22 protein-coding genes are annotated in these 19,579 nt (G+C 72.2%); 11 read left to right on the forward strand and 11 right to left on the reverse strand.

The annotated features are described in order from the left end of the window. Positions 1-44: 44 nt before the first annotated feature. Positions 45-851: a glycerophosphodiester phosphodiesterase gene (locus V5E28_RS02300; protein WP_336204460.1), complete on the forward strand. Its 807-nt coding sequence runs from the start codon at positions 45-47 to the stop codon at positions 849-851. Positions 852-901: 50 nt separating this feature from the next. Beyond that, on the forward strand, positions 902-1,354 hold the full coding sequence (locus tag V5E28_RS02305; protein WP_336204462.1) for a hypothetical protein: 453 nt from the start codon (positions 902-904) through the stop codon (positions 1,352-1,354). A 134-nt stretch (positions 1,355-1,488) separates the two neighbouring features. On the opposite strand, the gene V5E28_RS02310 is transcribed toward V5E28_RS02305, so the two are convergent. The 3 genes from V5E28_RS02310 to V5E28_RS02320 all read right to left on the reverse strand — a co-directional run bounded on the left by V5E28_RS02310 (position 1,489) and on the right by V5E28_RS02320 (position 3,687). Continuing rightward, on the reverse strand, positions 1,489-1,788 hold the full coding sequence (locus tag V5E28_RS02310) for a hypothetical protein (protein ID WP_442945749.1): 300 nt from the start codon (positions 1,786-1,788) through the stop codon (positions 1,489-1,491). A gap of 120 nt (positions 1,789-1,908) precedes the next feature. Beyond that, positions 1,909-2,589 carry an adenylate kinase family protein gene (locus V5E28_RS02315; protein WP_336204464.1) on the reverse strand — a complete coding sequence of 227 codons (681 nt, stop codon included), beginning with the start codon at positions 2,587-2,589 and terminating at the stop codon, positions 1,909-1,911. A 21-nt stretch (positions 2,590-2,610) separates the two neighbouring features. After that, positions 2,611-3,687, reverse strand: coding sequence for a GNAT family N-acetyltransferase (locus tag V5E28_RS02320; protein ID WP_336204466.1), 1,077 nt, complete (start codon positions 3,685-3,687; stop codon positions 2,611-2,613). Between the two features lie 181 nt (positions 3,688-3,868). Between V5E28_RS02320 and V5E28_RS02325 the strand changes: the two genes are divergently transcribed. After that, on the forward strand, positions 3,869-4,150 hold the full coding sequence (locus V5E28_RS02325; RefSeq protein ID WP_336204467.1) for a hypothetical protein: 282 nt from the start codon (positions 3,869-3,871) through the stop codon (positions 4,148-4,150). Beyond that, the gene (locus V5E28_RS02330) at positions 4,147-4,857 is read left to right on the forward strand and encodes an enolase C-terminal domain-like protein (protein ID WP_336204468.1); all 711 of its coding nucleotides are present in this window, start codon (positions 4,147-4,149) and stop codon (positions 4,855-4,857) included. The genes V5E28_RS02325 and V5E28_RS02330 overlap by 4 nt, the downstream gene beginning before the upstream one ends. 18 nt (positions 4,858-4,875) lie before the next feature. Here the strand turns inward: V5E28_RS02330 and V5E28_RS02335 are convergent, their stop codons facing one another. The 5 genes from V5E28_RS02335 to V5E28_RS02355 all read right to left on the reverse strand — a co-directional run bounded on the left by V5E28_RS02335 (position 4,876) and on the right by V5E28_RS02355 (position 9,761). Then, entirely contained in the window at positions 4,876-5,913 is a 1,038-nt protein-coding gene (locus V5E28_RS02335) for a LacI family DNA-binding transcriptional regulator (protein WP_336204469.1), read from the reverse strand. Next, on the reverse strand, positions 5,906-6,646 hold the full coding sequence (locus tag V5E28_RS02340; RefSeq protein ID WP_336204471.1) for a cupin domain-containing protein: 741 nt from the start codon (positions 6,644-6,646) through the stop codon (positions 5,906-5,908). The genes V5E28_RS02335 and V5E28_RS02340 overlap by 8 nt, the downstream gene beginning before the upstream one ends. Next, positions 6,643-7,572 carry a PmoA family protein gene (locus V5E28_RS02345; protein ID WP_336204473.1) on the reverse strand — a complete coding sequence of 310 codons (930 nt, stop codon included), beginning with the start codon at positions 7,570-7,572 and terminating at the stop codon, positions 6,643-6,645. Before V5E28_RS02345 ends, V5E28_RS02340 begins: the two co-directional genes overlap by 4 nt. Continuing rightward, positions 7,569-8,675: a Gfo/Idh/MocA family protein gene (locus V5E28_RS02350; RefSeq protein ID WP_336204475.1), complete on the reverse strand. Its 1,107-nt coding sequence runs from the start codon at positions 8,673-8,675 to the stop codon at positions 7,569-7,571. The genes V5E28_RS02345 and V5E28_RS02350 overlap by 4 nt, the downstream gene beginning before the upstream one ends. A 69-nt stretch (positions 8,676-8,744) precedes the next feature. Further along, entirely contained in the window at positions 8,745-9,761 is a 1,017-nt protein-coding gene (locus tag V5E28_RS02355) for a LacI family DNA-binding transcriptional regulator (protein WP_336204477.1), read from the reverse strand. A gap of 333 nt (positions 9,762-10,094) precedes the next feature. Here V5E28_RS02355 and V5E28_RS02360 point away from each other — a divergent pair, with 333 nt between their 5' ends. Continuing rightward, positions 10,095-10,283 (forward strand): hypothetical protein, encoded by a 189-nt coding sequence (locus V5E28_RS02360; RefSeq protein WP_336204479.1) that lies wholly within the window; start codon positions 10,095-10,097, stop codon positions 10,281-10,283. A 161-nt stretch (positions 10,284-10,444) separates the two neighbouring features. Here V5E28_RS02360 and V5E28_RS02365 read toward each other — a convergent pair whose 3' ends face one another. Further along, entirely contained in the window at positions 10,445-10,654 is a 210-nt protein-coding gene (locus tag V5E28_RS02365; protein ID WP_336204481.1) for a DUF3072 domain-containing protein, read from the reverse strand. A 151-nt stretch (positions 10,655-10,805) separates the two neighbouring features. Between V5E28_RS02365 and V5E28_RS02370 the strand changes: the two genes are divergently transcribed. After that, a complete protein-coding gene (locus tag V5E28_RS02370; RefSeq protein WP_336204483.1) occupies positions 10,806-11,432 on the forward strand; it encodes a hypothetical protein in 627 nt (208 codons plus the stop codon). Between the two features lie 38 nt (positions 11,433-11,470). On the opposite strand, the gene V5E28_RS02375 is transcribed toward V5E28_RS02370, so the two are convergent. Together V5E28_RS02375 and V5E28_RS02380 are read right to left on the reverse strand one after the other, a co-directional pair. Continuing rightward, entirely contained in the window at positions 11,471-11,734 is a 264-nt protein-coding gene (locus tag V5E28_RS02375; protein WP_336204486.1) for a hypothetical protein, read from the reverse strand. Positions 11,735-11,812: 78 nt separating this feature from the next. Beyond that, positions 11,813-13,099 carry an ArsB/NhaD family transporter gene (locus tag V5E28_RS02380; RefSeq protein WP_336204489.1) on the reverse strand — a complete coding sequence of 429 codons (1,287 nt, stop codon included), beginning with the start codon at positions 13,097-13,099 and terminating at the stop codon, positions 11,813-11,815. 290 nt (positions 13,100-13,389) lie between these two features. Here V5E28_RS02380 and V5E28_RS02385 point away from each other — a divergent pair, with 290 nt between their 5' ends. From V5E28_RS02385 to V5E28_RS02405, 5 genes are all read left to right on the forward strand, one after another. Then, positions 13,390-14,370: a HAMP domain-containing sensor histidine kinase gene (locus V5E28_RS02385; RefSeq protein ID WP_336204491.1), complete on the forward strand. Its 981-nt coding sequence runs from the start codon at positions 13,390-13,392 to the stop codon at positions 14,368-14,370. Then, on the forward strand, positions 14,370-15,023 hold the full coding sequence (locus V5E28_RS02390) for a response regulator transcription factor (protein ID WP_336204909.1): 654 nt from the start codon (positions 14,370-14,372) through the stop codon (positions 15,021-15,023). The genes V5E28_RS02385 and V5E28_RS02390 overlap by 1 nt, the downstream gene beginning before the upstream one ends. Positions 15,024-15,137: 114 nt before the next feature. Beyond that, complete coding sequence (locus V5E28_RS02395) at positions 15,138-16,196, forward strand: LacI family DNA-binding transcriptional regulator (RefSeq protein ID WP_336204493.1); 1,059 nt, start codon at positions 15,138-15,140, stop codon at positions 16,194-16,196. Continuing rightward, entirely contained in the window at positions 16,193-18,202 is a 2,010-nt protein-coding gene (locus V5E28_RS02400) for a beta-galactosidase (RefSeq protein WP_336204495.1), read from the forward strand. Before V5E28_RS02395 ends, V5E28_RS02400 begins: the two co-directional genes overlap by 4 nt. A 13-nt stretch (positions 18,203-18,215) precedes the next feature. Next, positions 18,216-19,547 (forward strand): ABC transporter substrate-binding protein, encoded by a 1,332-nt coding sequence (locus tag V5E28_RS02405; RefSeq protein ID WP_336204497.1) that lies wholly within the window; start codon positions 18,216-18,218, stop codon positions 19,545-19,547. The last annotated feature ends 32 nt before the right edge of the window (positions 19,548-19,579 follow it).

Consider the following 19,579-nt stretch of genomic DNA (forward strand, 5'->3'; position numbering starts at 1 on the left):
GTCATGTTCGGATCCCCGGCCACTCCCCGAGTACGAGGAGACCCATGATCCGACGAACAGGCTTGATCATCACGACCGTGCTGGTGGCGCTGGCGGCGTGCACCGCCACCGCGACCGCCGCCCCGCCTCCGCAGATCGCCAACGTCGCACACCGCGGCGCCTCTGCGTACGCGCCGGAGAACACCCTGACGGCCTTCAGGCTGGCCGCGCGGCAGGGCGCGGACATGTTCGAGCTGGACGTACAGGAGACCAGGGACCACGAGCTCATCCTCGTGCACGACACCACGCTGGCCCGCACCACCGACGTGGAGCGGGTCTTCCCAGGCCGGGCGCCGTGGCGGGTGGGCGACTTCACCATGGCGCAGGTCCGCGAGCTGGACGCGGGCTCGTGGGCCGGCAGCGGGTACGAGCGGGTGCCGACGCTCAGGGAGGCGCTGCGGGCGATGGGCGCGAGCGGGCTCGGCCTCCTGGTGGAGATCAAGTCGCCCGAGCTCTACCCGGGCATCGAGGCCCGCGTCGCCGCCGAGCTGCGCCGCTCGTGGGACGGGCCGCTCATCGTGCAGTCGTTCGACTGGAACGCGATGCGCAGGTTCCGCCAGGTGATGCCCGAGGCCCCCATCGGCCTGCTCGGGACGCCGTCGACCGGCGAGCTCCCCCGCCTGGCGGAGTTCGCCGACCAGATCAACCCGCCCTACGGCGACCTCGGCAGGGACTACGTCGAGGGCGTCCACGAGCACGGCATGGAGGTCTTCGCCTGGACCGTGGACGACCCCGCCACGATGCGCCGCCTGATCTCCTATCAGGTGGACGGGATCATCACCAACAGGCCGGACGTCCTCAGCGGGCTGTGACCGTGGTCGGCCCCGGTTCGCCGGTGTCCCGGCCGGGTAGCCCGTCGAGCATGGTTGATCGACATGTCACCGGCGAGCCGGACCCCGGCCACCGCCGGCCCGAGGGGATGACGGACGAGATCGTCGAGGCGCTGGGCGCGATCAGCGAGGCCCTGGAGAGGACGCACCGGGCGCGGGGGCACCTGTACGCCTGGCACCAGCTCACCGGCAGCGCGGACGCCGGCCTGGACAGGGCCGTCGAGCTGCTCCGCGGGGCGGGCCATCAGGAGATCGCCGACCGGATCGAGCGGGATCTGATCGGGCTGAACGTCATCGAGGGGCGCTGGACGTTCCAGGTGTGCGAGGAGTACGACGCCCTGTACTACGCGACCTTCCAGGCCGTGGAGGCCGAAGCGCGCGAGCGCCTCGCGGACGGGCGGCCGCACATCTACGAGGCGGAGCTGAAGCAGAAGAGGCGCTCCCCCGGCCTCCCCGGCCACGAGACCGCCCCCGGACAGAGCTGATCACGCCGAACCCGCCCACCCCTGCTCGGGGTGGGCGGGAAGGGCTGCCCGCTACTTCAGGTACGGGTTCCTGGCGATGATCGGGAGCCTGCCGAAGCCGAGCGTGTCGCCGGCGCGGGCCAGGGCCAGGCCGATCAGCACGATCGAGTAGACGATGTGGTCGTCCACGAAGGGGTTGGTGCGGCCAGTGCGGAGAACAGGCCGCCGAGCGCGTTCTCGCCGGTGCCCTTGAGAAAGCCGGTCGTGGGGCTGCCGCCGGCTATCCAGGCGCGGTCGGCCGGCGTGGCGAATCCCCAGCCGAACGTCTTGTCCAGGAAGGCCCACAGGAAGGTCCAGCCGAGCGCGATCCGGGCGACGGCCCACACGTAGTCGACGGGACGGGTGGCGCTCTCAGCGGTGCCCGCGTCTAAGCCGGGCTTCGCGGTGGTGGCCATGGTGGCCCCTTCCAGAGGTTTGGCTGCGCTCTGCATGTCTCCATGACATCGCCTGCCGCCCGGCGCGTGCAGTGCCGTACGGCCTGCCCCGGCCGGGACCTTGGTCCTCGGCGCGGGCCGTCAGCCGCGGGCCTCCACGGGGTCCGCGGCCTCCCGCGGAGTGTAGGGCGGCAGGTCGAGCCGGGCGCGGATCTCCTGCTGGACGGCGACCTTCCCGGCCCTGGCGTCGATCGTCATCACGTACTCCTTGCCGCGGAACAGCTCCACCACCGGGTCGATCTTGTCGTGGTAGTCGCGCAGCCGCCTGGCCAGGGCGTCCGGGGCGTCGTCCTCCCGGGTGACGAGCTCGCCGCCGCAGACGTCGCACCTGCCCTCCACCTCGGGGCGGTGCGCGATGAGGTTGTAGTCCATGCCGCACCGCGAGCACAGCCGCCGGGCCAGGACCCGGCGCCGCACCTCGTCGTCGGGCAGGTCGAGCAGGATCACGCCGTCGATGTCATAGCTCTCCAGGAAGAACTCCGCCTGGCGCCGGCTGCGCGGGAAGCCGTCGATGACGAACCCGAAGTTCCAGTCGTGCTGCTGGAGCCGGTCCCCGACCACCTCCTCCACGAGGTCGTCTCCCACCAACTCGCCGGCGGCGACCAGACGGCGGACCTGGGCGCCGAGCTTCGTGTGGTTCTTGACGTGCCAGCGGAAGATGTTTCCGACGCTGATGTGGACCAGGTCGAGATCGTCGGCGAGCAACGTGCTCTGGGTGCCCTTGCCGCTCCCCTGCACTCCCATAATCACGTATTTCCGCATATCTCCCTCTCCTCGCGAAAGTCACACCAGGGTACGGGGCTCGAACCAGGCGGACGCGGCGTCGCCGAGGCGCCAGCACCGGTCGAGGAAGGGCGTGGCCGAGATCGACGCGCGGGTGCGGGAGTTGGCGGTGCGTACGGCGTCCGGCCGGTCCCCCAGGAGGCTGCCGGGCGACAGGTCGAGGAGCCAGAGCGGCCTGAGCTCCGCACCGCGCATCGCCTTGGCCTGCGTGGACTCGATCCCGGCGTGCACCCAGCGGACACCCGCGGCCGCCGCGCGCCGGATCGGCAGGTAGAAGACGAGGTTGAAGTATTCGGCCGCGCCGCGCAGCCGCTCGTAGTCGAACCCGGCCGAGCGCAGGTGAAGCGTGTCGCCGTGGACGTAGTAGAGGACGAAACCGACGGGCGGCTCGCCCGGCGGGTTGCAGCAGATGACCCGCGCGGCCGAGCCCAGGTGCCGGACCTGCTCGGTGAGCGCCCGTTGATAGTCGCCGCCGTGGCCGTATCTGGCCTCGGTGCCCGCCAGGAGCGCCGCGGCCTGACCGACCCAGTCGCTCAGCGGGGCGTCGACGATCTCGTAGCCCGCCGACTCGAAGCGCCTGATCTCCCTCCTGACCATCTCCCCGCGGCTCCTGCCCAGCGAGCGCGTCCACGCCTGCCAGCCTTCCTCCGGGACCGGCAGCCAGGCGTCGGCGCCGAGCAGCACGGGCAGCGCCTCGACCCCGGCCGCTCCCAGCGCCGCGGCGTCCGAGGTGGTGAGGTACATCGCCATGGCGGGCAGCCCGACCTCCTCCAGGGCCGCGCGAAGGGCCGCCCCCACCTCACCCTGATCGGCGCCGGGGGTGGCGAGCAGATGGGTCTGGTATCCGCCCTGCGGACCGGCGAGCAGCCCGAAGGGCCCGGGCGCGGGCAGCTCGCGCGCCGCGAGGATGGCGGTCCAGTCGTAGAACGGCTGTGTCGGGCCGCTGACCACGGAGACCGGCAGCGCCGCGAGGCCACCTCCGGAGAGCTCGGCGGTGACGGCTCCCGCGGGCACGCTGGACATCGCGGCGCAGAAGCCCAGCCACCGCCGAGAGGAGTAGAAACGATCGACGGTCATCGAATCCCACAATAAGGAAGTCGTTCCACTCAGCGGGTCGACGAAAGGAAACACGAAAAGCCTCCGATCGGAATAACCGTGGATTGGACACGCCTTTACTTCTCATATTTCGATGCTCATTCCTAGTTCGTCAGGCACCGGAGATCGGATCTGTATCCTTGGCGGAATCAGGGAGGCAAGAGTGATCATCGAGGCCGCCGACGTCGTGGTGACGAGCCCCGACCGCAACTTCGTCACCCTGCGGATCACCACCGCCGAGGGCCTGGTGGGACTGGGCGACGCGACCCTCAACGGCCGGGAGCTGGCGGTCGTCGCCTACCTGCGCGACCACGTGGTCCCGCTGCTGATCGGCCGCGACGCGCACGCGATCGAGGACACCTGGCAGTTCCTCTACCGCGGCGCCTACTGGCGGCGCGGCCCCGTCACGATGGCCGCCATCGCCGCGGTCGACGTCGCCCTGTGAGACCTCAAGGCGCAGGCTGCGGGGATGCCCCTTTACCAGCTGCTCGGCGGCGCGAGCCGGTCCGGCCTGCCCGCCGTCTTCGAGGCGGTGCGCGGCGAGTTCGGGCCGAGCTGCCGCTCCTGCACGACGCCCACCACCGGCTCACCCCCATCCAGGCGGCCAGGCTCGGCAGGGCGCTGGAGCCGTACGATCTGTTCTGGCTCGAAGACTGCACCCCGGCCGAGAACCCGGAGGCGCTGCGGCTGGTGCGGCAGCACACCACCACGCCGCTGGCCATCGGCGAGGTCTTCAACACGGTCTGGGACTACCAGGTGCTCGTCCGCGAGCAGCTCATCGACTACGTCCGGTCCGCCGTCACCCACACCGGCGGCATCACGCATCTGAAGCGCGTCCTGGAGTTCGCGGCCCAATATCAGATCAAGTCCGGCATGCACGGCCCTACGGACATCTCCCCCGTTGGGATGGCCGCCGCGATGCACCTCGGCCTGTCCCTGCACAACTTCGGCATCCAGGAGTACATGAAGCACGGGGCGCTGACCGACTCCGTGTTCCAGCAGTCGTTCACCTTCGCCGACGGCATGCTGCACCCCGGCGACCGGCCCGGCCTCGGCGTGACGCTGGACGCCGACGCGGCCGGCGGGTTCCCCTACCAGACGGCCTACCTGCCGTTCAGCCGGCTGCGCGACGGCACCGTCCACGACTGGTGAGGCGTGCGCGGGCGGCGCTCACCGCCGGCCGGGTGTGCTCTCCCTCAGGACGACGCCGGTGGAGATCTGTACGGTGTCCGTGGCGGGGCCGTCGCCGAGCGCGAGCCGCATCGCGGCCAGGCCCACCTCCCGCAGGGGCACGGCGACGGAGGTGAGCGCGGGGGTGACGTCGATCGCCGAGTCGATGTCGTCGAAGCCGGCGACCGCGATGTCCCGGCCGGGGACGAAGCCGGCGTCGCGGAAGGCCGTCATGGCGCCGATGGCCATCACGTCGCTGACCGCGAAGACGATCTCCACGCCGTCGAGTCCGCGTTCGGCGAGCTTGCGGGCCGCCTCGTAGCCGCCGCCGCGGGTGAACTCGGTCTCGATCACGAACCTGTCGTCGAGGGTGACGCCCGAGGCGCGCAGGCCCGCCGCGAAACCCTCACACCGGTCGCGGGAGGTGCGGACGGAGGCAGGCGCGCGGAAGATCGCGAAACGCCGGTAGCCCGCGCCGGCGAGGGCTCGGGCGAGCTGGTGGGCGCCGCCGGCGTTGTCGACGGTGACGGTGCCGAAGGGCAGGTCCCGCTGGCTGACCATGACGACCCGGCCGCCCGCCGCCTGATACGCCTCCAGCTCGCCGGCCAGCGCGCCGCGGGTGTCCGCGCCGTCGACGCGGCTGCCGGCGACCGCGATGACGCGCGGCCGCCGGCCGCGCAGCGTTCTGACGATCTCGAGCTCGCGCTGCGGCGAACGGCCGGCGACCGCCAGGGTGACGATCAGCCCGGCGGCCTCCGCGGCCTGGCTGAAGCCCCCGGCGATGGCGGAGAAGTAGGGGTCGGCCACGTCGCCGACCACCAGCGCGGCGGTCCTCGTCGAGCCTCGCGCGATGGCCTGCGCCGACGGGTGCGGCCGGTAGGCGAGCTTGGCCGCCGCGGCACGCACCCGGGAGGCGTTCTCCGTGCGGACGTTGCGGGCGCTGCCGTTGAGCGCGCGGGAGGCGGTGGCGATGGAGACGCCCGCCTCCCTGGCGACGTCGTGCAGGGTGGCGGACTGCGCCGGCGCGGCGTCATGCATGGCGCTCCGGGGGGACGTGGACGTGTGGACTGGCCACGTCGTGGGCGCGCAGGTGGCCGCACATGCCCCACCGGCTCTCAGGCGGGGATTCGAGCAGCGAGGAGTGCAGCAGGTGCTCGCCGTCGCCGCGTTCGAGCGCGTCGAGCACCTCGGCCGTCTCGCGGGCCTCCCGGGCGACCGTGCCCTCCCAGATCTCGCGCCAGCCCGCGACCGAGGGCCGCACCAACGCGACCGCGCTGCCGTACAGGCGCCGCAGCGGGCCGAAGTCGCCCTCGCGGGCGGCCTCGGCGAGCCGCAGGAACCCCGCCACGGCCAGCTCGCGCCGCCTCCGGACCGCCGCCTCCACCGTGCCGGGGTCGCCGGGAGGCAGCGTCGCGGCCTCCCGGTAGCGGGCCGGATCGCCGACGACCTCCGGGGGGAAGGTCATGACGGCGTCGCCGGCCTCGGGCAGGCCGGCGTTCTGCATGACGACGACCACCTCCAGGCCGCCTCGGTTGATCGCCCGGTGGATGGTGCCGGGCGTGAACCACACCGTCGAACCGCCGCTCAGCTCGGTCTCCCGGAAGCCGCTCATGTCGAGCGTCTGCAGGGCGCCGCGGCCGCCGATGACGACGTACGCCTCGGTGGAGGCGGTGTGCAGGTGCGGCGTGCCGCCCTCCAGGCCGTCGGCGCAGGCACCCGAGTAGACCGACAGCCGGCTGACCGACGTGCCACCGGGAAAGGCGGGGGTCATGCCGGGTCCCGCCCGGCGGCCAGGGCGGCGCGGCCCTGCCCGGCCAGGAGCTCCGTGCCGTCCTCGCCCCGGTCCCCGCAGGCCACCACGACCGCGTAGCGCAGGCTCATCGTCTCCCCGTCCGGCAGCCCGACCTCCTCGCTGAAGAACGGCGCCGGGCAGAGGCAGGCGAAGTCCTCGCTGCGGGCGAACCACTGTGGCGGGTGCCGCGGGTTGGCGGTGTCGTCGACCATGACGACGGTCGAGGAGGTGCCGGACTCGTCGTGGCGGCCGCGGAAGCCGAACCACTCCGCCCGCGTCCCCCGCAACTCGTCGCCTCCCGCGCCGGCCGGCGACTGGATGACGCCGCCCGTGAACGATCGCGGCCCGCGCCAGAACAGGCCGCCGTAGCCGGCGTTCTCGCGCCCCTTGGTGGTCGGGGAGCCGAAGTCGAGCGTGCCGCCGGACACGTTCGTCATGGCCGTCTCGAACACCAGCGCCCAGGCCGCCTCGTCCACCACGGTGGCCGTCAGCGCCCGCCGCTCCTCGATGACGGGCAGGTCCGCCTGCGAGATCCAGTCGAGGCGGTGCCCGATCCGGACCCGGTCATCGCCGGCCGACAGGTCGGTCATGTCCCGGTGCACGGCGCTGCCGTTGTTGTCGAGCTGCACGTAGGAGCTGCCGTGGACGTAGGTGGGCCCGCCCCAGAAGTTGTGCTCGCCCACGTGCGGCAGGGACCAGGCGATGCCCTTGTGCCAGACGTGGTCGTGCGGGCGGAACAGCGAGACCACCTCGCCGGTCAGGGTGCGGATCGGGTGCAGGTAGGGCTTGGGCGACTCCAGCACGGGGGTGTCGGGCCGGTAGGTGTAGGTGAAGAGCTCGACGTCGCCGGCGGTGACGGAGACGGAACGGCCGAGTGCGTGGAGGGCCCGCAGGGTGGTCGTCACCGGCTCGCCTCCGACGGGGCGCGCCAGGGGGCGCCGATGCCGTCCATCCGCTCGGCGAACGGGCTGCCGGGGCCGATCTGCCCGCGCCGGACCCGCTCGCCGGTGAACGAGGAGGCGTAGACGGCGGCGACGAACTCCATCGTCCGCCTCGCCTCCTCGAGCGTGACCGGCGGCGCCTCGCCCCGGTCGAGCGCGTCGAGGACCTGGGCGAACTGGCCGTCGTGGTTGCTCACGCCGGTGGCGGCGCCGGGCTCCCAGAGCTCGGCCACGTCCTCGTGGCCCGGAGCCGGGGTCACGGTCCAGTCGTCGTCGGTGTAGCCGTACAGGTGCTCGACCTCGACGGTGGCGCGCTCGAAGTCGAAGCGCAGCACGGAGGTCTCCCGCGGCGACACCACCGAGTTCACCACCGTGGCCATCGCGCCGTTGTCGAACGTCACCAGCGCCATCGACACGTCCTCGGTCTCGGTGTCGCGCGCCTGGCGGGCGGCCATCGCGCTGACTTCCTGCCAGGGGCCGAGCACGGAGAAGAGCAGGTCGAACTGGTGGATGCCGTGGCCCATGGTGGGCCCGCCGCCCTCCGACACCCAGGTGCCGCGCCAGGGGACGGCGAAGTAGGCCTCGTCGCGGTACCACTGGGTCAGACAGGTGGCCAGCAGAGGGCGGCCGAGCCGGCCGGAGGCCAGCAGTCTCCGCAGCCGGGCCGCACCGGCCCCGAAGCGGTGCTGGAAGACGGTGGCTACGTGGCCCGTGGAGCGGCGCTCGGCCTCGATCAGGGTGTCGAGCTCGGCGAGGGAGAGCGTGGGCGGCTTCTCCATCAGCACGGTGACCCCGGCCTCCAGGCACTCCAGCGCCTGCGGCGCGTGCAGCAGCGGCGGGGTGCACAGGTGGATCAGGTCCAGCTCCTCCTCGCGCAGCAGCTCGGCCAGGCTCGCGTAGGCGTGCGGCACGTCCCAGGCGGCGGCGAAGGCTCGGGCTCGGTCGAGGTCCACGTCGACCACGGCGACGAGGCTCGCCCGGCCGCCGGAGCCGGCCAGGGCCTGCGCGTGGGCGGTGGCGATCCCACCGGTGCCGACGATCGCGGCCCGGTAGTTGCGTTGAGACATGAGATCCTTCAGGCGCCGGGAAAACGTATTCCGCAGTCTGCATGTCACGCCGCGCCACCGTCAAGGCGGTCAGGCCCGCGTGCTGTCCCTGATGACCAGCCGGCCCTGGACGGTCAGGTGCTCGGCCGTCCCCCGCTCCCTGAGCGCCAGGCGGATCGACTCGGCCCCCACGTGCGCCAGGGGCAGCGCCACGGTGGTCAGCCGCGGCGTCACGTCGGCGGCCAGCTGGATGTCGTCGACGCCGGTCACGGAGACGTCGGCGGGCACGGCGACCCCGGCGGCCCGGAAGGCGGACAGCGCGCCGATCGCGATGACGTCGTTGACGGCGAGCACCGCGTCCGTCCGCCCGGCGGGCAGCTCGCGCGCCGCGTCGAAGCCGCCCTGGCGGCTCGCCTCGCAGTGCACCACCCTGATGCGCCGCGCCTGGACTCCCCCGCCGCGCAGCCCCTCGACGAACCCGGACACGCGGCCGGCGAAGTTGACCCGCTCGGCGGGCCCGGCCAGGATCGTCACCCGGCCGTGCCCGGTCCGCGCCACGTGCGCCCCCACCAGGCGGCCCGCGGCGTGGTTGTCGAAGGCGATCGAGTCGAAGGAGCCGTGGGCGACGCCCGCGATCACCACCCGCCCGCCGTCGCGCTCGTAGGCGCGCAGCTCGTCGAGCAGGCGGTGGTCGAGCTCGCCGGCCCCGAACCTGCTGGAGGTCAGCACCAGCGCGCGCGGGCGCAGGGCGCGGAGCACACGGACCGCTTCGAGCTGCCGTTCGGGGGCCGCCCATGTCGAGGAGACGGTGACGAAGACGCCGGACATGCGCGCCTGCCGCTCCATCGCCGCCACGATGATCCCCATGGCGGGCGTGGTCAGGTCGTCGGCGATCAGGGTGATCGACTCGCCCGCCCGCCGCATCGCCCTGGCCGAGGCGTCCGCGGTGTAGCGCAGGGCGGCCGCCGCGGCCAGCACGCGCTCCTCGAACTCCGGCGCGACCGTCCGCGAGCTGCCGCCCAGGACCCGCGACGCGGTCGCGACCGAGACCCCCGCCGCCGCCGCCACGTCGTGCAGCGTGACCGTCCGTCTCGCCGCGCGGGGCATGCGGACTCCTCTCCACGACGGGCGTACTGCATGTTAACCGGCTCCGGATGCCGAAAGTTTCGGCGGGGTGAACTCCTGGAGCGGGCGCCGACGCCACGGGCAACCCCCTCACCTGCGACGACTACGCGACCGGCGGCTACAGCCTGGCCGCGGCGCCGCGCTGAAGAGCTTCGGCCTGCGGATCAGAAACTCCGACAACGTCATCGTCCGCAACCTCACCATCACCGACACCTCCGACTGCTTCCCGCAGTGGGACCCGACCGACGGCGAGGACGGCAACTGGAACGCCTCCTTCGACAACGTCGAGGTGTCCGGCGCCACGCACGTATCGGCGTGGGCTTCGGCTCGCGGGTGTACGCGCAGAGCAACGCCTTCGACGGCATCCCCGCCGAGGAGGTCCTGACGGTCCTGAAGGGCACCGCGATCACCGCCGGGGACAACCTGGTGAACGGCGCGCCCACCGACCTGGTCGCCGCCCACAACGCCGCGACCGGCGCCGGCCTGGGCACCGACGTGGGCTAGGCCCCGACCCTGTTCGACCGGATCCACCCACCGCGCGCCCTGCGCGCGCTCGTCCCCCCGGGCGCGGGAGCGGGCCGCCTCCGCTGAAGCACCTGTACGGCCCGCGCGGTGCGGTGCGCGGGCCGTACAGGCCAAGCCCCCGGGGCTCCCCGGGGGGCATCTCAAGCCTTGCCGTCGGACGCGCGCAGGCGCTCGCTCTCCTCCTGCAACTCGTCGATCATGCGTGACGCCTCGGCCTTGCTGAGCCCGCCGGGCACCTCCCTGCTCGCCTCTCTGGCCAGGGTGCGCAGGTAGGACTCCTGCGGAGCCGTCATGGGCTCTTCACCGGTCGTCCATTCGCCCGGATCCTTCTCCACCGGCCCGTTGCTCATCGCGCCCTCCCTCGAACGTGCGTTCCCTGGTCGGAGCGATCTGCCCCGAGGCTCCACGGGCAAACACCCGCGGGTCCGGGGCCGGGGATCGGGGAAACCTCAGGGACGATCACTGATCCGCCGGCAGGGAGCGGGCGGGCAGTGTGGCGGTATGAAACTCCGGGACCGCCTGGCCGCAGCCTCCTTCACCGCCGGACCCGCCGCGTTCCTGGGCGGCTGGATCCTCATGCTGCCCATCGACGGCGACCTCGTGCCCGGCCCCTGGTGGACGGCCGCGCACGCCGTCTGGCTGGTCGGGTTCCTGTTCTTCGGTGTCATGACGCTGGCGCTGCGGCGCATGGCGGGCCCGGTGACCGGTGGCCGGAGGGTGGCGGTGGAGGCGGTCGCGGGAGTCGCGCTGCTGAGCGTCGCCGCCAACGTCGTCCAGCTCGCCATCGACCTCGCCGCCGGGCTCGCCTCGGCCGACGGGGCGGCGCTGCGGGCGGCGATCGAGGGCGCGAAGGCGAACCCGATCGTGGAGACCGCCGTCTACACGATCGGGGCGCAGCTGTTCTTCGTCGCCCTGCTGGTGTTCGCCGTGCTCCTGGCGGTGCTGCGCCGGGTCACGCCGGTGAGCGCCGCCGTGGCGGTGTCGGGCGTGGTGGTGCTGGCCGGGGCGACGCTGGGCATCGGCAGGGACTCGGCCCTGGTCGCGGTGGGGATGGCGCTGCTGTGGCTGGGCGTCCTGCTGCTGGGCCGTGGGCCGCAGACGGGTCAGGCGGCCCCCGGCTTCGGCTGAGGCGCCCCCTCGGCGTCCCCCCGCGGCCCGGTGAATCGCTAACCGGCTCGGGAGGCGAGCTCGGCCAGGCGGCGTTCGACGGCGGCCAGCCGGTCGGCGACGGACCGGCTGTGCAGCAGCTCGGCGAGCTGGTCCGCCTCGTCCCTCTCGAGCTCCACGGGCTGCGCGGAGTCACCTGGACCGTAGACGATCAGCTCGCGCCTGCCGTCGTGGTGGTCGATGACCGCGAGCCTGCCCCCATGGCGGGTGCGGCACTGGTGGACCGTGCCGACACCGGGGACGGTAGCGGGTGTGATCTCCATAGCCGGTTTCCTCCGTTCGGGTCGGGACGTAGGCACCACGTACAGCTGTGGCGACGTCATCGTGACTCCCCTCCGAACTCACGCGAAGTAGCGCAGATAGACGTAGATCCAGGCCAGCACCGAACTGAAGACGGTGACGACCAGCCCGTACTTGGTGAACTGCCAGAACGAGATCGGGTGCCCGGACCTGGCGGCGATGCCGATGGCGACCACGTTGGCGCTGGCCGCGACCGCGGTGCCGTTGCCGCCGAAGTCGGCGCCGAGGGCGAAGGCCCACCACAGCGCCTGGCCGGTGGCGGCGTCCGGAGCCTGCGCGACCAGGCCTTCGACGATGGGCGTCATGGTGGCGACGTAGGGGATGTTGTCGAAGAAGGCGCCCAGCACGGCGGAGCCGAACAGCAGCGAGGTGGCCGCGCCGAAGAAGTTGTCGCCCACGGCGCCGATCGCCCACTCGCCGGCGGTGGCGATGACCCCGGTGTGCACCAGCCCGGCGACCATGACGAACAGGCCCATGAAGAACACCAGCGTCGGCCACTCGACCTCGCGCATGGTCGCGGAGACGTCCGAGCGGGCCACCAGGATCATCACGCCCGCGCCGAGCAGGGCCACGATCGACGGCTCCACGTGCACCACGGCGTGCAGGCCGAAGCCGACGATGACCAGGGCGAGCACCATCAGGCAGCGGAGGAGCAGCCCGGGGTCGGTGATGGCCCGCCGCTCCTGCAAGGCCATCACCTCGGCCACCCGGTCGGGGTTGTAGCGGAACGAGCGGCGGAACATCCACCTCGACACCAGCAGGAAGACCGCGAGGATGACCACGACGATCGGCGCCATGTGGAAGAGGAAGTCGTTGAAGGTCAGCCCGGCGCGGCTGCCGATGATGATGTTGGGCGGATCGCCGATGAGGGTGGCCGCGCCGCCGATGTTGGAGGCGAGGACCTCGGCGATGAGGTAGGGCTGGGCGGGAATGGCGAGCCGGGCGCACACCATGATGGTGACGGGCGCGACGAGCATGATCGTGGTGACGTTGTCCAGGAAGGGCGAGGCGACGGCGGTGATGCCTATCAGCATCACCATGAGCCGGTACGGCCTGCCCTGCGACTTCTTGGCGGCCCAGATGGCCAGGAAGTCGAAGACCCCGGTCTGTTTGATGATCCCGACGATGATCATCATGCCGAACAGCAGGAAGATGACGTTCCAGTCGACTCCGGAGTGCTCGGAGAAGAACACCTGCGCGCCGGGGATCAGCCCGAAGGCCGCCATCACGCCGGCGGCGATGAGCACCACCTTGACCTTGTCGATCTTCTCGGTGGCGATGAAGAAGAAGGCGACCACGAAGACGGTCAGGGCAAGCGCACCGCTCATCGGGTGCGCCCCGGCGGTCCGGTCCGGAGGCGGGCCAGGCTCAGGTCACATGATGCCGTCAGCGAATACCGTACGGGTATCAACAGTTTTTTCATGGCAAGTCCTTGGGTCAATACGGGTGCGGTATGTCAAGTCTCGACAATGGGGACGCCGCAGCACCATCGGGTCTGACACCCATCTCCGCGTGCGGGCACCATGTAGAAGGGCGCGGACGAGGGCGTGGAGTGCGGGCGCGGATGGAGGCCACGCCGGATGGACGGCGAGGCCGGTCAGCGGCAAGGGTGGGGCGTATGACCGATCAACGGCGGCGAACCCCGGTGCAGGGCCTCTTCTGGCGCATCATCGCGATCAACGGCCTGGTCTTCACCGTCGGGACGCTGGTCCTGGCGCTGTCCCCCGCGACGGTGTCCTCGCCGGTGCTGCTCACCGAGATCCCGGTGCTGACGATCGGGCTGGCGATGATGCTGGCCGCCAACACGCTGCTGCTGCGCAGGAGCCTGGCCCCGCTGGACGCGCTCACCGCGCTCATGCGGCGGGTGGACCTGCTGCGGCCCAGCGACCGGCTGACCGACAAGGGCAATGGCGACCTCACCGACGTGATCGGCGCGTTCAACGCGATGCTGGACCGGCTGGAGAGCGAGCGGACGAAGTCCAGCGCGCACGCGCTGGCCGCGCAGGAGGCCGAGCGGCAGCGCATCGCCCGTGAGCTGCACGACGAGATCGGCCAGAGCCTCACCGTGGTGCTGCTGGGCCTGAAGGGGGCCGTCGACCGCGCGCCGGCCGAGCTGCGCGAGGACCTGCACACCATCCAGGAGACGGTCCGGTCCAGCCTGGACGAGGTCCGCCAGGTCGCCCGGCGGCTACGGCCCGGCGTGCTGGAGGATTTGGGCCTGATCAGCGCGCTGAACGCGCTGGCCACCGACTTCTCGGCGATGAGCGACGCGCCGGTGACCCGCCGGCTGGACTCCCGGCTGCCGGCGCTGGGCGGCGAGGCCGAGCTGGTGGTCTACCGCATCGCGCAGGAGGGCCTGACCAACGTCGCCCGGCACGCCCACGCCTCGCGCGTGGAGCTGTCGCTGTGCCGGCAGCCCGGCGGCGTGCTGCTGTCGATCGTCGACGACGGGCGCGGCGGGCCGATCAACGAAGGCGCCGGCATCCGCGGCATGCGCGAGCGCGCCCTGCTCGTCGGCGCACGCCTGTCCATTACCCACCCGCCGACCGGCGGGACCGCGATCCGTCTGGCCGTACCCGTCCAGGACGAAGGGAACTGATCAGGTTGGCACCGACCCGCATCCTGCTCGCCGACGACCACGCCCTCGTGCGCCGAGGCCTGAGGCTGATCCTGGACGCCGAGCCGGACCTGACGGTCGTGGCCGAGGCGGGCGACGGCGCCGAGGCGGTCGAGCTGGCCTGCGAAGGTGTGGACCTGGCCATTCTCGACATCGCCATGCCGCGCATGACGGGCATCCAGGCCGCCAGGGAGATCTCGCGGCGCGCTCCCGAGGTGCGCCTGCTCATGCTGTCGATGTACGACAACGAGCAGTACCTGTTCGAGTCCCTCAAGGCAGGGGCCAGCGGATACGTGCTCAAGTCGGTCGCCGACCGGGACCTGCTGGAGGCGTGCAGGGCGGCGATGCGCGGCGAGCCGTTCCTGTATCCGGCCGCGGTCACCGCGCTGATCCGCGACTATCTGCGGCGCGACGACCAGGGCGAGAGCCTGCCCGCCAGCCTGCTGACCACGCGCGAGGAGGAGATCCTCAAGCTCATCGCGGAGGGGCACTCCTCCAAGGAGATCGCCGACCTGCTGGTGATCAGCGTCAAGACCGTCGAGCGGCACCGCGCCAACATCCTGAGCAAGCTCGGCATGCGCGACCGCCTGGAGCTGACCCGCTACGCCATCCGCGCGGGGCTGGTCGAACCCTAGACCGCCAGGTTTAGGACATCTCAATTAACACCATTGACATCTCCATAAATCGGCCCATACGTTTTGCGAAACGTTTCGACAAGCATCTCATGGGCCGAAGGGGGCCGAAGTCGGATGACTTCGTTACGCGATGTGGCCGAGCGCGCACACGTCGCCGTCAGCACGGTCTCCGCGGCGCTGAACGGCACCCGCCCGGTGGCGGCGGCCACCAAGCAACGGATCGAGCAGGCTGCGGCCGAGCTCGGCTACCGCCCCAACGTGCTGGCGCGCGGTCTGGTGAGCAAACGGACCCGCATCCTGGCGCTGCTGTTCCCGGCTCCGCACAGCGGCTTCGGGCTGACCGAGATGCAGTTCGCCACCGCCGCGGCCGAGGCGGCCACCGCCCAGGGCTACCACCTGCTGCTGTCGCCGGAGAACGCCGACCCGGTCGAGGAGCTGCGCTATCTGACCGGGCTGGGCCTGGTCGACGGCGTGCTGCTCATGGAGGTGCGTCTCGACGACGAGCGGACCGAGTTCCTGTCGCAGGCCGGGGTGCCGTTCGCGATGATAGGGCGGACCCGCGAGCCCGGCCCGATCGACTACGCCGACATCGACTTCGCCCGGATGGCCAGGGACGCCGTCGCGCACGTGGCCGGTCTGGGGCATCGCGCGCTGGCCTTCTTCAACCACTCCACCGACACCTACTCCGCGCAGTACGGGCCGACCATCCGCGCAGGCGCAGAGTTCGCCGCGGCCGCCGGCCAGGCGGGGCTGGGCTACGTCGGCGACTTCCGCGCCGACTCGGCCGAGCAGGGGCGGCAGGCGTTCCAGCGGCTGATCGCCGAGCACCCCGAGGTGACCGCGCTGGCCGTGATGAGCGACCACGCCGCGGTGGGGGTGCTGGCCGCCGTGGCCGACCTCGGCTGGCAGATCCCCCGGGACCTGACGCTGATGCTGGTGCTCTCCTCGGCCCGGGTCGCCGAGATGTTCCACCCCAGGCTCACCACCCTGGAGCCGCCCAGCGCCGAGCTGGGCCGGCTCGGCGCCGGCATGCTCATCGACCGGCTGCAGGCCGGCGAGGGCGGCGCGGCACAGCAGCGCCTCGTGCCCTGCCGGCTGGTGGCCGGCGACAGCTCCGGCCCGCCGCCCGCCGGGCGCGGCGGCCACACCGACCGGACGGGGACGGCTCCGTGACACGACCGGGCATGCACACCCTCACCCACGGCCGCGGGCTGCTCTTCGGCGGCGACTACAACCCCGAGCAGTGGCCCGAGCACGTCTGGACCGAGGACGTCGAGCTGATGAAGGCCGCCGGGGTCAACCTCGTCACCGTCGGCGTGTTCAGCTGGGCGCGGATCGAGCCGGAGCCCGGCGCCAGGGACTTCGGCTGGCTGGACCGGGTGCTCGACCTGCTCGGCGACGCCGGCATCGCGGTGGACCTGGCCACCCCGACGGCCTCGCCGCCGCCGTGGCTCGGCCACCGCTGGTCGCAGACTCTGCCCGTCGACGAGTCCGGGCACCGGCTCTGGTACGGCGCCCGCAACCAGTTCTGCCCGTCGTCGCCGGTCTACCGGGAGCGGGCGCTGGCCATCGTGACCGACCTGGCCGACCGCTACGCCGGGCATCCGGCGCTGGCGCTGTGGCACGTGGGCAACGAGTACGGCCAGATCTGTCACTGCGACGACTCGGCCGCGGCGTTCCGCGCCTGGCTGCGGGAGCGTTACGGGGACCTGGACGCGCTGAACGACGCGTGGGGCACGACCTTCTGGAGCCAGCGTTACAGCGACTGGGAGGAGGTCATCACGCCGCGCCGCGCGCCGTACATGATCAACCCCACGCAGCGGCTTGACTTCTGGCGGTTCGGGTCCGACGCGCTGCTCGCGCACTACCGCGCCGAGCGCGACATCCTGCGCGCCCGCACCCCGGACACGCCTGTCACCACGAACTTCATGGGATTGTTCAAGCCGGTCGACTACTGGTCGTGGGCGCCGGAAGAGGACCTCGTCGCCAACGACTACTACCCGGACCCCGCCGACCCGCTCGCCCCCGCCCGCTCGGCGCTCACCCACGACCTGATGCGCGGCCTCGGCGGCGGGCGGCCCTGGATGCTGATGGAGCAGGCCACGACGGCGGTCAACTGGCGCCCGCACAACCTGCCCAAGCCGGTCGGGCAGCTGCGCCTGGAGTCGCTGCAGGCGCTCGCGCGCGGCGCGGACGGGCTGTGCTACTTCCAGTGGCGGGCCTCCAGGTTCGGGGCCGAGCGCTTCCACGCCGCGATGCTGCCGCACGCCGGCCCCGACACCCGGCTGCACGCCGAGGTGCGCGCGCACGGCGCCGAGCTGCGCCGGCTGGCCCCGGTCGCGGGCACGCGGGTCGCCGCGAAGGTGGCCATGGTGCACGACTGGGCGAGCTGGTGGGCGCTGGAGGAGCGCGGCCAGCCCAGCGACCGGCTCGATTCCACCGGCCAGCTGCTGAGCTACTACCGGCCGCTCTGGGAGCGCGGAGTGGCCGTCGACCTGGTGCCGCCCTCGGCCGACCTGTCCGGATACGCGCTGGTCGTGGTGCCCAACCTCTACCTGATCAGCGATGCCGACGCCGCGTCGCTGACCGCGTACACGCGCGCCGGCGGCGTGCTCGTGGTCGGCCCGTTCTCCGGGGTGGTGGATCCCCTCGCGCACGTGCGCACGGGCCGCTTCCCCGCCCCGCTGCGCGAGGTGCTCGGCGCCTCGGGCGAGGAGTGGCTGCCCGCGCCGGAGGGCCGGCCGGTGAGCTGCCGCTGGGCGGACGGCACCGGCTTCGCCGCGCACACCTGGACGGAGCTGGTCCGCTCCGACGGCGCCGAGCCGGTGGCGGCCTTCACCGAGGGCGACCTGGCCGGCCACCCGGCGGTGCTGCGGCATCGCAGCGGCGACGGCGTCGCCTGGTACGTGGCGACGATGCCCGAGCACGACGCGCTGGCCGAGCTCACCACGCGGATGCTGGCGGACGCGGGCGTCACCGGCGCCCTGCCCGAGCTGCCCCCCGGCGTGGAGGCGGTCCGCCGCGGCCCGGTGCTGTTCCTGCTCAACCACGGCGACGGCGACGCGCACGTGCCGATCCCGGCTCCCGCCGAAGACCTGCTCACCGGATCCACGGCGGAGGGCCGGATCACCCTGGCCCCCAGGGCGGTCGCCGCCCTCCGCCCGCTCGACACCCTCTAGGAGAAAGACCCCCATGCACAGCAGAAGAACCTTCCTGGCCTCGTCCGCGGCGATGCTGTTCCTGTCCGCCTGCGGCAGCGGCGGCACGGACGGCACGGGGGACGCCGCGGCCCCCGCCGCCTCCCCCATCGGCGGCGACGAGAACGCCGCCGCCACGCTCACCTTCTGGGCCTGGGCGGAGAACATCCAGCGCGTGGTCGATCTGTGGAACTCCAAGAACCCCACGCAGAAGGTCGCCCTCAGCGGCCAGGCCGCCAGCGACGAGCTGATCGCCAAGTTCCTCACCGCGGTCAAGGCCGGCAACGCGCCCGACATCCTGCAGGTGGAGTATCAGTCCCTGCCGACGCTCATCACCAACAACGCCCTGCAGGACCTCAGCAGCGCGATCGGCGACGTCAAGTCCGCCTTCCCCGCCGGGACCTGGAACCTGACCTCCTTCGGCGGCGCCACCTACGCCGTGCCCCAGGACGTCGGCCCCATGATGCTGTTCTACCGGGCCGACATCTTCGAGGACATGGGCCTGAAGGTGCCCACCACGTGGGAGGAGTTCGGCGCGCTCGCCGAGACCGTCAGGCAGAAGGACGACAAGCGCTACCTGACCACGTTCTCCCCCGGCGACGCGGGCTGGCTGGCCGGCTTCGCCCAGCAGGCCGGGGCGAGCTGGTGGACCAACGACGGCGGCGCCTGGAAGGTCGCCATCGACGACCCCGCCACCCGCAAGATGCTGAGCTTCTGGGGCGGGCTGGTCAACTCCGGCGCGCTCCTGGGCGACCCGATGTACACCCCGCAGTGGAACAGCCAGATGAACGACGGCACCATCATCGCCTGGCCGAGCGCCGTCTGGGGGTCCGGCGTGCTCGCGGGCGTCGCGCCGTCGAGCAAGGGCAAGTGGAAGATGGCCCCGCTGCCCCAGTGGAACGCGGGCGAGCAGTTCACCGGCTTCTGGGGCGGCTCCTCCACCGCGGTGAGCGCCTCCTCCAAGCAGAAGGCCCAGGCCGCCAAGTTCGCCAAGTGGATGAACACCGACCCCGAGGCGCTGAAGGTGCTCGTCGAGATCGGCCTCTACCCGTCCGCCACCGCGGGCCAGACCTCCGGCGGGCTCGACGCCGCCCCCGAGTACATGACCGGCCAGCCGGACTACTACGAGGCCGCCGCGCAGATCGCGCAGACCGCGCGCGGCTTCAGCAGCTGGGGGCCGAACACCAACGTCAGCTATGGCGCCTTCGAGGACCTGATGCCGACCGCCGTGAAGGACAGGTCCGACTTCGCGGCCGTGGCGACCAAGGTCCAGGAGCTGAGCGTCGCGGACCTCAAGAAGCAGGGTTACGAGGTCGCCGGCGGCTGAGACGGCTCCGCCTGACGTTGGAGCGTTCCAGC

It is taken from the genome of Nonomuraea sp. LPB2021202275-12-8, from assembly GCF_037044575.1.
Lineage (GTDB): Bacteria > Actinomycetota > Actinomycetes > Streptosporangiales > Streptosporangiaceae > Nonomuraea.